Source organism: Kaistia dalseonensis, assembly GCF_030814715.1.
Taxonomy (GTDB): Bacteria; Pseudomonadota; Alphaproteobacteria; order Rhizobiales; family Kaistiaceae; genus Kaistia; species Kaistia dalseonensis.
The window spans coordinates 214606-229191 of the sequence record NZ_JAUSVO010000005.1; the positions used below are offsets into that span (position 1 = coordinate 214606).

Consider the following 14586-nt stretch of genomic DNA (forward strand, 5'->3'; position numbering starts at 1 on the left):
TGCTTCATGCAAACCACGATTCCCTGCGCCTGAAACTGCTCCGACGCGGCCCTGCAACGACAGGCGATCGTCCATCGATTGCCGCGCACCACGAAAGCCCAATGGAATGTCCTATCTGAATTATATCGGCGGCCAGTGGATCGGCGCTGCGAGCGGCGCGACCTTCGAGGACACGAACCCCGCCGATGAGCGCGACCTGATCGGCGCCTTTCCCGATTCCGGCGCGGCCGATGTCGCCGCTGCGGTGAGCGCGGTCAAGGCCGCGCGCCCGGCCTGGTCGGCCGCCTCGCCGGAGGTGCGCGCCGACATCCTCTTCAAGGCCGCCGACATCATGTCGCGCCGAGCCGACGAGATCGCGGCCGAGCTGACGCGCGAAGAGGGCAAGACGATCAACGAGGCCCGCAACGAGGCCCGCCGCATCGCGGCGAATTTCCGCCTTTATGCGGGCGAGGCGCTGCGCCTCAACGGCGAGACCTATCCGAGCGAGGCTGGACAGCTGGTGCTCTCCGTCCGCCAGCCGGTCGGCGTTGTCGCCGTGATCACGCCGTGGAATTTCCCGCTCTCCATGGCCGCGCGCAAGATCGCCCCGGCGCTCGCCGCCGGAAACGGCGTCATCTTCAAGCCGTCCGAGATCACGCCGCTGATGGGCCAGCGGCTCGTCGAGGTGCTGCTCGAGGCAGGACTGCCGGCCAACCTGATCGCCCTGGTGCAGGGCCGCGGCCCGACCGTCGGCCAGGCGATCACGGCGGAACCCGGCATCGATGCGCTGACCTTCACCGGCTCGTTTGCCGTCGGCAAGCAGATCGCCGCCTCGCTTTCGACCGACACGCGCTGCCAGCTCGAAATGGGCGGCAAGAACGCGACGGTCGTGCTCGCCGACGCCGATATCGCCAAGGCAGCGGCAATCATCGAGCGCGGGGCCTTCGGCCTGACGGGCCAGGCCTGCACCGGCACCAGCCGCGTGCTCGTGGCGCGCCCGCTCTATGACGCGCTGGTCGAAAAGCTCGCCGGCGTCGCCAAGGCGATCAAGGTCGGCCCCGGCACCGCCGACGGCGTCAAGATGGGCCCGCTCGCAACGCGCGGCCAGTATGAGAAGGTGCTCGCCTATATCGAGATCGCGAAGAGCGAAGGCGCTCGGATCGTGACCGGCGGCGAGGCATTGCGCGAGAGCGGCGACGACGCGCTCGCCCATGGCTATTTCGTCAGCCCCGCCGTCATCGCCGATCTCCCGGCCGACAGCCGCCTGATGCGCGAAGAAATCTTCGGTCCGGTGGTCGCGATCCGCGCGATCGATTCGCTCGACGAGGCGATCGCGCTGGCCGACGAGACCGAATATGGCCTCGCCGTCTCGCTGGTGACCAACGACCTGAACGCCGTGATGCGGTTCACGCGCGAAACGCAACACGGGATCATCAAAGTCAACAGCCCGACAACGGGTGTTTCCTTGAACGCGCCCTTTGGCGGCTTCAAGCATTCGAGCAACCAGGCGGCCAAGGAACAGGGCGGCGCCAACGTCATGGACTTCTACAGCCGCATCAAGACGGTCTATCTCGGCGCGTAGCGATCATGCAGAGCCTGCCGTTCCTGTTGCCGGAAGGCTTTGCCTGGGGCCATTTTGCCGGCAGCGCGGCCATGGTCTTCGTCGCGGCCCTGCTGCAAGGCATAGGCGGGCTCGGCTTTGCCATGGTTTCGGCGCCGCTCGCGGTGCTGTTCTTCCCCGAGCTAGCGCCTGGCCCGTTGCTGGTGCTCGGCGCCGGCCTCGCTCTGCTCGGGCTCCTGCGTGAGCGCAGCGAAATTGACTGGCCCGCCGCCGGCACCCTGATGGCCGGCCGGATCGGCGGAACACTGGTCGCCGGCGCGACGCTGACGATCCTGCCGACGACGCTGTTCTCGATCGTCTTCGCCTTGCTGATCCTGACCGGCGTGACCTTCAGCCTGAGCGGCTGGCGGGTCGAGGCGACGCGGCCGAACATGATGCTCGCCGGCCTCGCTTCCGGCCTGATGGGCACGATCACATCGTCGGGCGCCCCACCCTTCGCGATCGTCATGCAGCATGTGGCCCCGGCCCGCCTGCGGGCGACGCTCTCCTGCGTGTTCTTCTTCGGCGCCATCCTGTCGCTGTTGATGCTCGCGATCGTCGGCCGCTTCAGCACGGCCCAGCTCTGGCTGGGGTTGATGCTGTTTCCCTTGATGATTCTGGGCTTCATCGCCTCGAATCCGCTGACGCGCCTCTTTTCCCGCGAAGCCGTTCGCATGATGCTGTTGACGCTTTCCGCGCTCGGCGCGATCGGTATTCTCGTGCGGAGTTGGGTGCTCTGGTCCTGAACGACCGGCGGCTCCGCATTCGACTGAAAGGACTTCCGTGCTCCACATCACCGACGACATGGTCGCCGAAGCCGTCACCATTGCCGAGGCGCAGGCCGTGATGCGCGACGCCTTCGAGAGCTTCGGACGCGGACGAGCCTCCATGCAAGAGCGCATCCGCACGGAGGCCGGCGGCGTCAAGCTCTCGACGCTCGGCGCTGTGATCCCGGATCTGGGCGTTACGGGGGCCAAGGTCTACACGACGATTGCCGGCCAGTTCTCCTTCGCGATCTCGCTCTTTTCGACGGAGGACGGACGGCCGCTCGCCTCGCTCGAGGCGAACGCGATCACCCGGCTGCGCACGCCTGCCTGTTCGGTCCTGGCCGCACGCCACCTCGCCCGCGCTGACAGCCGGCGCCTCGCGCTGTTCGGCACCGGCGTCCAGGGCCGTGCCCATGCGATCCAGATGGCGAGCGCCTATCCGCTCGCGGAGATCCTGATCGTTTCCTCGCATCCGAACGCGATGGTCGCCGAAGCCATCGCGACCGAAAGCGGCGTCGCTGCCCGACTCGCCTCGGCGGAGGAGGCGGTCGCCAATGCGGATATCATCGTCACGGCTTCGCGCAGCAAGACAGCGCTCTTTGATGGGTCGTGGCTGCAGCCGGGAACGTTCATTTCGGCTGTGGGATCGAGCCTACCCAATACGCGAGAACTCGACGATCTGACGCTCGCCCGTTCATCGATCATCGCGGTGGAATGGCGGCCCCAAAGCCTGCGCGAGGCCGGCGATCTCGTGCTCGGCGCCCGATCCGCGCTGCCGGACGAGAAGATCGCAGAGCTCGGCGAACTCGTAACGGCACAGAAGGCGGGACGCACCGACCCGACGGAAATCACACTCTACAAATCGGTCGGCGTCGGCCTCGAGGACATAGCGCTCGCCGGCCTTGCCTACCGAAAGATCGTCGGCGCCTGAAGGCGGTTCAACCGTCCTGCGGTATCTGGGCGGCGTTATAGACATGGCGGGCCGCGAGCAGCGCCGCAAGCTCGGCGTCACCATCAATGACGGCCCGCAGGATCGCAGCGTGTTCCTGCCAGTTCTGCTTGCCGCGATGGCGGCTGATCGGTGCGAACAGCATGGCAGTCCGGTCGCGCAACGAGCGGATCATGTCCTGAAGGACAGAGTTCCCGCCAATATTGCCGAGCGCCTCATGGAAGCGAAAATTCTGCTGCGAGAGCTGAATCGCATCTTCGCTCTCCGAAATGCCGGCGCCTTCGTCGAGAATCTGCTGCAGCTCGGCGATCTGGCTCGGATCATGGCGCTTGGCCGCGAGCTTGGCATTCAGCGCTTCCAGCGTGGCACGAACCTCAACCAATTCGCGCTTCTGCTCTTCGGTAAAGGTCGTGACCGACGCGCCGCGACGCGGTTCGATCGTCACCAGGCCCTCGGCCGCCAGTTCACGCAGCGCCTCACGCACGGGCATGCGCGAAACACCGAGCTCCTCGGAGAGCTTGCCTTCGATCAACCGTTCGCCGAGCGGGATATCGCCCGAGAGAATGCGCTCCCGGAGAGCGGCGGTGACGAGTTTAGTCAGCGGGGCGTGGGTTGCCCCCAGAGCGATATTCATGATCCTACTGCCTCGGCGGCCCTTGCAAGCGCGGGCTCGGAAACGGTCCGCCCGACGGGTCTATTTCGCGATTGGATACAGAATGCAAGACCCTACTATGACATAGCCGATTCAGCATCGCCGCGCCATGCCACCAGCCCGGTGGCTGGTGTCGCAGGCGAGCCTCGGCCGTTTGTGGCGAGGTTACGAAACCGCCGGCTACCGTCGATGGCGGCCCCGAAGGATATGATGAACGCTCCTGATATCGCCACGCTCACGGATTTTCGCCACGAGTTGCACCGCCATCCTGAGGTCTCCGGCGAAGAAGTCGAGACAGCGCGACGGGTTGCCGGTTTCATCGAAACGGCGGGGCCAGATCTCCTGTTGACGGGACTTGGTGGCCATGGCGTCGCGGCGATCTTCGCCGGGGCGGAGCCCGGTCCAACGCTGCTGATTCGTTCCGAACTCGACGCCCTGCCGATCGAGGAGCTGAGTCATGCCGTCTACCGTTCGACGATTCCGGGCAAGGGTCATCTCTGTGGCCATGACGGGCACAGCAGCATATTGGCCGGACTCGCGCTCGAACTCGGACGCATGCGCCCGGCGAGAGGCCGCATCGTGCTGCTGTTCCAGCCTGCCGAGGAGGATGGTTCCGGCGCGGCGGCCGTGATCGCGGATCCGCGCTTCGACCAGATCCGTCCCGAACTGGCGCTGGCGTTGCACAACATGCCGGGACTTCCGTTCGGTGTCGCCGCGCTCGACGAGGGGCCATTCGCCTGCGCCTCGGCCGGCCTGCGGATCACGCTTGCGGGCAGAACCGCACATGCCTCCATGCCCGAGACAGGCCTTTCCCCACTGCAGGCCGTCTCGCGGCTATTGCCGGCGCTGACGGCGCTTGGCAGCGGCGCGCCGCTCGGCCCGGGTTTTTCGCTGGCGACCGTGACGCATGCACGAATGGGCGAGCCGACATTTGGTGTCGCCCCCGGCAGCGCCGAGATCCGCGTGACACTTCGTGCCATCACCAATGAGGACATGGCCAGTCTGATGGCGCGAGCGGAGGCCCTGGCAACCAACATCGCCAACGAAGAAGGCCTCGGTGTCTCGTTCAGCCATCACGATGCGTTCGACGCTTGCTTCAACGCCCCGGAGGCGACGGCGCTCCTGCGCCGTGCCCTGACCGATGCCGGCGTTCCGATCGTGACGACCGGACTGCCGATGCGGGCATCCGAGGACTTTGGCCGTTTCAGCCGCATCTGCCCGACGGCGATGTTCCTGCTCGGCGCTGGCGTGGATCGTCCGGCTCTGCACAATCCGGACTATGACTTCGTCGATGCCCTGATTCCGATCGGTATCGACGTGTTCTTGCGCGCCATCCGAACTACGCTCGGCGGCAGCGCGACCAAATAGAGGTCCGTTCAGCGATTGTGCTGAAACAGAAAGCTGTCGGCGTAGATGTGATTGGCGCTCGCGCCCTTGGCCAGGAACTCGCTCTTGGCGGCTGCAACCATTTCGGGCGAGCCGCAGAGATAGATCGCATAATCCGACAGGTCGTCTATGTCCTCGAGAACGGCCTGCTGGACATAGCCGCGCCGGCCTTGCCAGCCTTCGCCGGCGCGCGACAGGACCGGCACATACTGGAACTCGTAGAGCCGCTCGCCCCAGGCAGGGATGTCGTGGTGGAGATAGAGATCGCCCTCGGTGCGCATGCCCCAATAGAGCGCGACGGGCGGACAATCCGGATCGTCCATCAGTGATTCGATCATGCTCTTGATCGGCGCGAGACCCGTGCCGGTCGCCACCATGAGCATGGGCCGGTAGTCTTCCTTGCGCAGGAAGAAGGCCCCATGGGGCAGTTCGACATCGAGCGTGTCGCCGGGCTTGAGCGCGGCGAGGCGGGCCTGTGTGAAACTGCCGCCCGGGATGCGGCGGATATGAAGGTCGATCAGGCCCGCGGCAGGCTGCGAGGCCATGGAGAAGGAACGTGGCGCGCCGTCGTCCGTGAGTATGTTGACGTATTGACCCGGCAGATAGGTGAATTCCGTGTCGTCGGGCAGTTCGAGCACCAGGTGCACGACGTCATTGCTGAGCGCCTCGATGGACTTGACCGTCGCGCGATGCAGTTCGGGGGTCGGCCGCGTCGACGGCAGCACCTCGGCGCTCGCCACGATGTCGCTGGTGGGCGTCGCCTGGCAGGCCAGGGCGAACCCCTCGCTCTCCTCTTCGGGCGAAAGCCCCATGGGTTCACCGGCATAGGCGACACCGCCTTCCACCAGCTTGAAGCGACATGAACCGCATGTGCCCGTCTTGCAATCATGTGGCAGGTTGACCTCGGCGCGAAGGGCCGCGGCGAGGATCGATTCATGCGGCTCGACGTCGAAAGCGATCAGGCTTTCGATGAGCGTCACGCGGTGCGACAAGGGACACCCGTCAATTGTGCGGTGAAAAGAACGAAGAGCGGTGATCGACCCCTCCTATTTCTTGATATCGGCCTCGACCAGAACCGTGTGTCCTTCCGAGGCGAGCAGATCGGCGAGCGCCTGAAGCGCCGCGAGACCCGCCTTCGTATCCTGTTCGCCATTGCCGCCCGACAGACCGACGCCGCCGACGACGGCACCATTCACGACAACCGGAAAGCCGCCGACGAAGGCTGCAAAACGCCCCTCGAAAGAGAGCTGGATGCCGAAGGCTTCGTTGCCCGGCAGTGCCGGGCCATTGGGCGGCGTGGTGAAGAGATGCGTCGAGCGCTTGTGCCCGGCGGCTGTGAACGCCTTGTTCCAGGCGATCTGCGGACCCGTTATGCGCGCGCCGTCCATGCGCTCCATGGCGAGCGGAAAGCCGCCCTCATCGACGATGCAAACCGTCTCCAGAACGCCGATTTCCTCAGACTTCGCGATCGCCGCGGCGATCATGGCCCGTGCCTCGCGAAGCTCCAGCTTGAGCGCTGCTTTCAATTCGTAAATCCTATCACTTTGATCGTGTTGCCTTCTGCCGTCCAGGCGGAAAGGCTCGATGGATCCCCCTTATCAAGGGGCGCCCCGTTCTCATGGAGATGAAGGCGCGCGAGCCGAGCCATTCGCCTCGTCCCACGCGCCGAAATGCAGCCTCGCCTCAGGCGGCGAGGTTGAGTTCGGAGAGGGGGAGTTCGGCTCCGACATAGTCGTTGTAAAGAGCGGTGGTATAGAGCAGGCGCATCTGGGCGCCGATCTCGCAGATCTTCAGGCAGCGCTGCTGCATCTCGACGGTCCGCGCATGCTCCAGCACGATCTGGTAGCCGCGCTCGCCATGGATCTCGTCGGAGACGATGTGCAGGTCGAAGAACTCGACTTCCTCGTCCGTGAAGCCATAGGTGTCGCGCAGCGTCGGCGTCTGCTTGCGGTAGATCGAGGGAACCTGCGATTCGAGCCCGACGACCAGGCCGGCCACGGCCACGATCGGATCTTCCCGCATCGCCACCGCATAGCACCAGCTCTGCAGGCCGCGCGTCGTCGCCGACATGTTCTCCGTATCGGTGATGCGTTCGCGCGTCGTGCCGCAGGCTTCGCCGAAGCGGATCAGCAGGTCGGTGTGGCGATCGCCGCCGATCTCTTCCTCATACATGTTGGCGAGCAGGAAATCCTTCGCCTCGACATAGGTCTCCGGCATGCGGGCGTAGATATAGGCGAGGTAGTCGGCGAAGGGGCCGACATAGTGATAGTGGTTCTCGGCCCAGCGCGACAAATGCTCGCGCGAGAGCTTGCCCGACGCCCAGGCCACCGAAAAGGGCGACTTGTTCGCGCTCTTGCCCTTGATCGCATTCTCAAGCGCCGTGCGGAATTCGTCAGGGTTCATTACTGCCGTCTGGCTCATCGGGCGTCTCCTCGTCGTGGGGCTCGGGTCCGGGGCGATCGCAGCGGAGGGACGTCCCGGAAGAACGCCGCAACTCCGCATCAATCGATCACCAATAATGGATACTGTATACCGAGATTGATCGAGATCAATGCCGAAAATCCCGTCAGACCGCATCATTTTCGGTCGCTCCTTCGATCAGCCCGTGCGCAGGGCGGTCGCCGGGCGGCTGGATCCATGATTGGATGGGCCGGTCGCGATTCGTCCCGCGGCCCGCCCCGAGAACCAGAACGCCGATCCGAAGAGACCGAGGACATGCGCCTTTCTGCCTGTATCGAATGGCTCTTCGCCGCCGAAGCGCCTGAATTTGCCGATCGAGTCCGCCTCGCCCATCGCGCGGGCCTCGACGCCGTCGAATTCTGGCTCTGGAGCAACAAGGATATCGATGCGATCGCCACGGCGCTCGACGAGACCGGGCTGCCGCTCGCCGGCATGGTGGCGGAACCGATGGTGCCGTTGACCGACCCGGCGCGGCATGGCGAATTCCTGGAGGGCCTGCGTCGCTCGATCGATGTCGCCCGCCGGCTTCGCGCACCCGTCCTGATCGCGCAGACCGGCGACGACCTGCCTGGGCACGACCGAGCCGAACAGCGCGCCGCGCTGGTCGAAGGCCTCGGCAAGGCGGCGCCGATCCTTGCGGGCTCCGGCGTCGTGCTCGCGATCGAGCCGCTCAACACGCTGGTCGACCACGTCGGCTATTTCCTGCCTTCCACCGCCGAGGGTCTCGATATCGTCGATGAGGTCGGCCGGCCGGAAATCGGGCTGATCTACGACATCTATCATTCGGCGGTCATGTCCGAGGATATAGCCGCCGTTCTGGCCGGCCGCGTCGACCGGATCGCCCATGCCCATCTCGCCGATGCACCCGGCCGGCACGAACCCGGCAGCGGCGCTCTCGATTGGCGGCAACGGGTCGACTGGCTTATGGACAATGGCTATGCCGGGCTGATCGGGCTCGAATATCGACCGACGGGGACCACGGTGGATAGTCTTCGCGCCGTCTTGGGCGCGCGCTGAGGTCACGGCCAGCGATCATCTCGTTCTCCCCGGCTCGGGCCGGGTCATCGTTCTGGGAGGAATCGATGCTGATTCATGAGGACCGTCTTCTTCCGGCCGATCCGGCGACACGCGCCGTCGCGCGCCGGCTCTACGACACGGTCAAGGCGCTGCCGATCATCTCTCCGCACGGCCATACCGATCCGAGCTGGTATGCGGAAAACCAGCCCTTTCCGAACCCCGCCCAGCTCTTCGTGGTGCCGGATCACTATGTCTTCCGCATGCTCTACAGCCAGGGCGTCAGGCTCGAAGATCTGGGCGTGCCGACGGTCGATGGCGCCGCGGTCGAAACCGACCCGCGGGCGATCTGGCGCCGTTTTGCCGGGCACTATCACCTCTTCCGCGGCACGCCGACGCGCATGTGGCTCGATCATGCCTTCGCCACGCTGTTCGATCTCGACCAGCGGCTCTCCGCCGTGACGGCCGACCTCTATTACGACCGTATCGCCGAGCGGTTGGCCCGGCCGGACTATCGTCCGCGCGCCCTGTTCGACCGTTTCAATATCGAGGTGATCGCGACGACCGAGAGCCCGCTCGACGAACTCCGCCATCATCGCACGATCCGCGAATCGGGCTGGGCTGGGCGCGTCATTACGGCCTACCGGCCCGATCCGGTGGTCGATCCAGATTTTGCGGGCTTCGTCGCCAATATCGACGCTCTGGGCACGCTGACCGGCTGCGACGTCACGACGTTTTCCGGCTATCTCGAGGCACATCGCGCGCGGCGTGCCTTCTTCAAGGCGCATGGCGCCACCTCGACCGACCACGGCCACCCCACGGCCCTGACCGCCGATCTGGGGCCGGTAGAGGCTGAGGCGCTCTATCACGTCGTGCGGACAGGCCGGGCCACGGCGAGCGAAGCCGAATTGTTCCGCGCCCAGATGCTGACCGAAATGGCGGCGATGAGCCTCGATGACGGCCTCGTCATGCAGATCCATCCGGGCTCGATGCGCAACCATAATCCGGCGCTGCTCGCCCGCTTCGGCCGCGACAAGGGCGCCGACATCCCGACCCGGACGGATTACGTCCACGCGCTGAAACCTCTTCTCGATCGGTTCGGCAACGAGCGCGATCTCTCGATCATCCTGTTCACGCTCGACGAGACCGCCTATTCGCGCGAACTTGCCCCGCTCGCCGGCCATTATCCGGCGCTGAAGCTCGGTCCGGCCTGGTGGTTCTACGATTCGCCCGAGGGTATGCGGCGCTATCGCGAACTCGTCACGGAAACGGCCGGGTTCTACAACACAGTCGGCTTCAACGACGATACGCGCGCCTTCCCGTCGATCCCGGCTCGCCACGACGTCGCCCGCCGGGTGGATTGCGGCTACCTGGCCGAACTGGTGATGACCCATCGCCTCGACGAGGACGAGGCGCAGGAACTGGCGCACGACCTCGCATATGGCCTCGCCAAGGCGGCCTATCGGCTGTAGCGCGCTTCGGCACGACCAGTGCCGACGTTGACGCGCGGGCGTTCGGGGATCAAACCAGACGGACGATCTCGCCCAAAGACCGAGCGGCCCTTTGACGATCACAGCGCGCAACGCCTGCCCCACTTTGGCCGATCCGATGCGGACCGGCGATGGCTGGCTTGCGCGCCTGCCGCCCCTCGTCCGCCCGGTGACACCGGATCAACTGGCAGGGCTGGCCGAATTGTCCGCGGCCCACGGCAACGGGCTGGTCGAAATCTCGAAGCGCGGCAATATCCAGATCCGGGGTCTGCCCGACCCCGCCGCCGCGGTGCCGATCGCCCTAGAGCTCGATGCGCTCGGGTTTTTCCTGCCCACAGGCGTGCCGATTGCCGTCGATCCGCTCGCCGCGATCCTTGCACCCGAAATCGATATCGCCGGGATCATCGATGCGCTCCACGCCCGGCTCGACCAGACAGGGCTGACCGCTCGCCTGGCACCCAAGGTCGCGATCCTGCTCGATCTCGGCACGGCCTTTCACGTCGGCGCGCTCACGGCCGATCTGCGCCTGCAATTCGATGGCGGATTGGCTCATATCGGGCTCGGCGGCAATGCGGCCACGGCGCGCTGGCTCGGCGCGGTGAAGGCGGAATGCGCTGTCGATGCCGCTGTCGCCATTCTCGAACGTCTCGCCACATTCGGCCCTCTCGCCCGTCTGGCCGGCTCGTCAAGCTTACGCGACCAGCCCGCATTCGATGCGGCTATTGCGGACCTCATCGTCGCGAGGGGAGCCCCGGAAACGAGGGAAGCAGCGCGTTCGATCGGCCGAACCATTCTCCCGCCCGGCCGTGAGATCGAGGCCATCCAGGCCATCGCGTTCCCCTTCGGCCAGGCGACAGCGGCCGATCTTTCGGCGCTCGCTGAGGCCGCGCGCAATATCGGCATCCGCGCACTGGCGCCGGCGCCAGAGCGCAGCCTCCTGCTGGCGGGCCCAACCGCTCCGCTCGACGATGTGACCGCATTTGCCGGGCGGCGCGGCTTCATCGTCAGTGCCGATGATCGCCGCCGCTTCGTCTCGGCCTGCATCGGCAATGCCGGCTGTGCCTCCGGACATTGGCCGGCCCGCGCTATCGCATCCGACCTCGCCCAAGTGGTGCCTGGCCTCTTCGACGGCTCATTTTCGCTGCATCTTTCCGGTTGCGCCAAGGGCTGCGCCCATCCGGAGCCGGCGCTGATCACACTCGCGGGGATCGACAAAGGCGCCGCTCTTGTGCTTCAGGGTCGGGCGCGCGACGTTCCGAGCGGATTCGTGCCGATCGACGCCCTCTCCGACCGACTGATCCGGCTCGGCGAGACCGTCGAGAGGCTGAAGCGGCCCGGCGAGACCGTGCGATCCGCACTCGAACGGATCGGCGAGCGCGCGATCATCGAGGCACTGGGCGAGCCAGTTGGGGACGGATCGGCACAATATGGCGGAAAGCCACGACTATTTGCGTAAAGGTCAGGCGATCTATGAGCGCTCCTTCGCCATCATCCGCGCCGAGGCCGATCTCGCCCGATTTTCCGACGCCGAGGCCCATATCGTCGTCCGCATGATCCATGCCGCCGGGCTGGTCCCCCTGGCCGATGTCATTGAATTCGGCCATGATTTTGCCCGTGTCGCACGCCGGGCGATCGAGGCCGGTGCGCCAATCTTCTGCGACGCGGAGATGGTCGAGCGTGGCGTGACGCGGGCCCGGCTGCCGGCACGCAACGATGTCGTCTGCACGCTGCGCGACCCACACGTGCCCGAAATCGCCGCGCGCCTGGGGACGACGCGCTCTGCCGCGGCCATTGATCTCTGGGGCGAACGGCTCGAAGGCGCGCTGGTCGTGATCGGCAATGCGCCGACCGCACTCTTTCACCTTATGGAACGGCTCGACGCCGGATTGCCACGTCCGGCGGCGATCATCGGCGTACCCGTCGGCTTCGTCGGCGCGGCGGAATCGAAGGATGCATTGGCCGCTGACGCGCTCGGCATTCCCTATCTGATCGTGCGCGGCCGGCTCGGTGGCAGCGCGATCGCGGCCGCCGCCGTCAATGCGCTTGCGAGCGACCTGATATGACCGTGCCCGGACGTTTGATTGGCGTCGGGGTCGGACCGGGCGACCCCGAGCTCCTGACGCTGAAGGCCGTCAAGGCGATCGAAACCGCCGATATCGTCGCCTATTTCGCCAAGGCGGGAAATCTGAGCAACGCGCATGCGATCGTGGCCGACCGGCTCGGCCATGTCGCGGAACTGCCGCTGCTCTATCCGGTGACGACGGAAATCCATCGCCATGACGAGCGCTACAAGAGCGCGATCCTCGACTTCTACGAAAAATCGGCCGCAGCCGTCGCCGCCCATCTCGATGCCGGGCGAACGGTCGCGGTGCTCTCGGAGGGCGATCCGCTCTTCTATGGCTCCTACATGCATATCCATTGCCGCCTCGCCGATCGCTACCAGACCGAGGTGATACCGGGCATCACGGCCATGTCCGGGAGTTGGTCGGCCGCCGGGGCGCCGATTGCGCAGGGCGACGACATACTGGTCGTTGTGCCGGGAACGCTCGACGAAGCCGTGCTCGCCGTCCGCTTTGCGGAGGCCGACGCGGCCGTGGTGATGAAACTCGGCCGCAATCTGGCGAAAGTCCGCCGCGCGCTCGCGGCCGCCGGCAAGCTGGACCGCGCCATCTATGTCGAGCGCGCGACGACGGCGGCCGCGATCACCATGCGCCTTGCCGATAAGACCGATGATGTGGCGCCCTATTTCTCGCTCCTGCTCGTCCCCGGCTGGGAGACAAACTCATGAGCGGACGGCTCACGGTCATCGGGCTCGGGCCGGGCGACCCGCGCTTCCTGACGCCGGAGGCGGCCGAGGAACTGGGCCGGGCGGAATTCCTCTTCGGCTATGGTCCCTATCTCGACCGCGTGGCGCTCAGGCCGGACCAGACCCGTCTCGCCTCGGATAATCGCGAGGAAGGGGCGCGTGCGCGCGCCGCGCTGGAAAAGGCCGTGGCGGGGGCGCAGGTGGCCATGGTCTCGGGCGGCGATCCCGGCGTCTTCGCCATGGCGGCCGCGGTCTGCGAGCAGGTCGAGAGCGGGCCGGAGGCGTGGCGCCGTCTCGAGATCAGGATCGTGCCGGGCGTTACCGCCATGCTGGCGGTCGCGGCCGCGGCGGGTGCGCCGCTTGGCCATGATTTCTGCGCGATCTCGCTCTCCGACAACCTAAAGCCTTGGGAAATCGTCGAAAAGCGCCTCGATGCCGCCGCTTCGGCAGGCTTTGTGATCGCGCTCTATAATCCGATTTCGCGCGCCCGGCCCTGGCAGCTCGGCGCGGCCTTCGAGCGGCTGCGCGCTCATCTCCCGGCCGAGACGCCCGTCATCTTCGGCCGCGCCGTCGGGCGGGACGACGAGAGCATCGTGATCCGTCCGCTCGCCGAGGCCGATCCGACCCTCGCCGATATGGCGACTTTGGTAATGATCGGATCGCCCGAAACGCGGATCATCGAGCGGGGGGAACTGCCGCCTCTGGTCTATTCGCCGCGATTTTTCGGGGCGAAGCCGTGATCGAGCCAGGCCTGGACCTCGTCGAGCGTGGACACGGTCGGAATTGCGGGCGACGGGGGGCGATCCAGCATCATGACCGGCAGGCCCAGATGACGCGCGGCCTCGATCTTGGCATAGGTGGCCTCGCCGCCGCTGTTCTTGCTGACCACGACCTCGATGCCGTGGCGCTGCATCAGCGCGATTTCGGCAGCGATATCAAAGGGTCCGCGATCAAGGATGAGATCGGCATGCGGCAGGGCGAGCGGCGGATCGATCGGATCGACGCTGCGGAAGAGATAGCGATGCTGCGGCGCGCGCTCGAAGGCATGGGCACCCTGCCGACCGATGGTCACAAAGACCCGTTTCGGAACCGGGCCGACCGCGTCGGCGAGAGCATCGAGGCTCGGCCAGTGGGTCCAGCAATCGCCGAGGGCAACGGCCCAAGGCGCGCGTTGCCAAAGGATTGCCAGTCGCCGGGTCTGGTTTGCCGCGCTTGCCACGTTCGCCGCGATCGCGCCGGCATAGGGATGCGTCGCCAGCACCAGCGCGTCGATCGCCTCGGATCGTATATAGTATGCAAGCCCCTCCACGCCGCCGAAGCCGCCGATCCTCGTCGGCAAGGCCTGTGGCGCCGGATGGGCGGTCCGGCCGGCAAGCGACAGGATCGCGCGGTAGCGGGAATCGCCGGCGAGCCGTTCGGCGAGCAGGCGACCTTCCGTCGTCCCGCCGAGAATGAGAATCGTGCGCGTCATGACCGGAGCGTG

Annotated in this window: 15 protein-coding genes; 10 read left to right on the top strand and 5 right to left on the bottom strand. The window is 66.1% G+C overall.

Features of this window, described 5'->3' with window-relative positions:
* Nucleotides 1-106 precede the first annotated feature (106 nt).
* Genes QO014_RS18160 through QO014_RS18170 form a run of 3 tightly spaced genes read left to right on the top strand, consistent with a single transcriptional unit; the run spans nucleotide 107 to nucleotide 3277 of the window.
* Complete coding sequence (locus QO014_RS18160; protein WP_266350153.1) at nucleotides 107-1561, top strand: aldehyde dehydrogenase family protein; 1455 nt, start codon at nucleotides 107-109, stop codon at nucleotides 1559-1561.
* A 5-nt stretch (nucleotides 1562-1566) separates the two neighbouring features.
* On the top strand, nucleotides 1567-2325 hold the full coding sequence (locus tag QO014_RS18165) for a sulfite exporter TauE/SafE family protein (RefSeq protein ID WP_266350154.1): 759 nt from the start codon (nucleotides 1567-1569) through the stop codon (nucleotides 2323-2325).
* Nucleotides 2326-2362: 37 nt separating this feature from the next.
* Complete coding sequence (locus tag QO014_RS18170) at nucleotides 2363-3277, top strand: ornithine cyclodeaminase family protein (protein WP_266350155.1); 915 nt, start codon at nucleotides 2363-2365, stop codon at nucleotides 3275-3277.
* 7 nt (nucleotides 3278-3284) lie between these two features.
* On the opposite strand, the gene QO014_RS18175 is transcribed toward QO014_RS18170, so the two are convergent.
* Nucleotides 3285-3929 carry a GntR family transcriptional regulator gene (locus QO014_RS18175; protein ID WP_266350156.1) on the bottom strand — a complete coding sequence of 215 codons (645 nt, stop codon included), beginning with the start codon at nucleotides 3927-3929 and terminating at the stop codon, nucleotides 3285-3287.
* 228 nt (nucleotides 3930-4157) lie between these two features.
* On the opposite strand from QO014_RS18175, the gene QO014_RS18180 reads away from it, so the two are divergent.
* Nucleotides 4158-5315 (top strand): amidohydrolase, encoded by a 1158-nt coding sequence (locus QO014_RS18180; RefSeq protein WP_307258701.1) that lies wholly within the window; start codon nucleotides 4158-4160, stop codon nucleotides 5313-5315.
* Between the two features lie 8 nt (nucleotides 5316-5323).
* Here QO014_RS18180 and QO014_RS18185 read toward each other — a convergent pair whose 3' ends face one another.
* The 3 genes from QO014_RS18185 to QO014_RS18195 all read right to left on the bottom strand — a co-directional run bounded on the left by QO014_RS18185 (nucleotide 5324) and on the right by QO014_RS18195 (nucleotide 7754).
* Complete coding sequence (locus tag QO014_RS18185; protein ID WP_266350158.1) at nucleotides 5324-6325, bottom strand: 2Fe-2S iron-sulfur cluster-binding protein; 1002 nt, start codon at nucleotides 6323-6325, stop codon at nucleotides 5324-5326.
* A 54-nt stretch (nucleotides 6326-6379) separates the two neighbouring features.
* Nucleotides 6380-6859: a GlcG/HbpS family heme-binding protein gene (locus QO014_RS18190; RefSeq protein ID WP_266350159.1), complete on the bottom strand. Its 480-nt coding sequence runs from the start codon at nucleotides 6857-6859 to the stop codon at nucleotides 6380-6382.
* Nucleotides 6860-7016: 157 nt separating this feature from the next.
* A complete protein-coding gene (locus QO014_RS18195; RefSeq protein WP_266350149.1) occupies nucleotides 7017-7754 on the bottom strand; it encodes an iron-containing redox enzyme family protein in 738 nt (245 codons plus the stop codon).
* A 294-nt stretch (nucleotides 7755-8048) separates the two neighbouring features.
* Between QO014_RS18195 and QO014_RS18200 the strand changes: the two genes are divergently transcribed.
* From QO014_RS18200 to QO014_RS18225, 6 genes are all read left to right on the top strand, one after another.
* On the top strand, nucleotides 8049-8810 hold the full coding sequence (locus tag QO014_RS18200; protein ID WP_266350160.1) for a hydroxypyruvate isomerase family protein: 762 nt from the start codon (nucleotides 8049-8051) through the stop codon (nucleotides 8808-8810).
* Between the two features lie 65 nt (nucleotides 8811-8875).
* Entirely contained in the window at nucleotides 8876-10279 is a 1404-nt protein-coding gene (uxaC, locus tag QO014_RS18205; RefSeq protein ID WP_266350161.1) for a glucuronate isomerase, read from the top strand.
* A 91-nt stretch (nucleotides 10280-10370) separates the two neighbouring features.
* Nucleotides 10371-11753 carry a ferredoxin-like domain-containing protein gene (locus QO014_RS18210; protein ID WP_266350162.1) on the top strand — a complete coding sequence of 461 codons (1383 nt, stop codon included), beginning with the start codon at nucleotides 10371-10373 and terminating at the stop codon, nucleotides 11751-11753.
* On the top strand, nucleotides 11725-12360 hold the full coding sequence (locus tag QO014_RS18215) for a precorrin-8X methylmutase (RefSeq protein ID WP_266350163.1): 636 nt from the start codon (nucleotides 11725-11727) through the stop codon (nucleotides 12358-12360). The genes QO014_RS18210 and QO014_RS18215 overlap by 29 nt, the downstream gene beginning before the upstream one ends.
* On the top strand, nucleotides 12357-13085 hold the full coding sequence (locus QO014_RS18220; protein WP_266350164.1) for a precorrin-2 C(20)-methyltransferase: 729 nt from the start codon (nucleotides 12357-12359) through the stop codon (nucleotides 13083-13085). The genes QO014_RS18215 and QO014_RS18220 overlap by 4 nt, the downstream gene beginning before the upstream one ends.
* Complete coding sequence (locus QO014_RS18225; protein WP_266350165.1) at nucleotides 13082-13843, top strand: precorrin-3B C(17)-methyltransferase; 762 nt, start codon at nucleotides 13082-13084, stop codon at nucleotides 13841-13843. Before QO014_RS18220 ends, QO014_RS18225 begins: the two co-directional genes overlap by 4 nt.
* Here the strand turns inward: QO014_RS18225 and QO014_RS18230 are convergent.
* A complete protein-coding gene (locus QO014_RS18230) occupies nucleotides 13810-14574 on the bottom strand; it encodes a cobalt-precorrin-6A reductase (protein WP_266350166.1) in 765 nt (254 codons plus the stop codon). The genes QO014_RS18225 and QO014_RS18230 overlap by 34 nt on opposite strands.
* Nucleotides 14575-14586 lie beyond the last annotated feature (12 nt).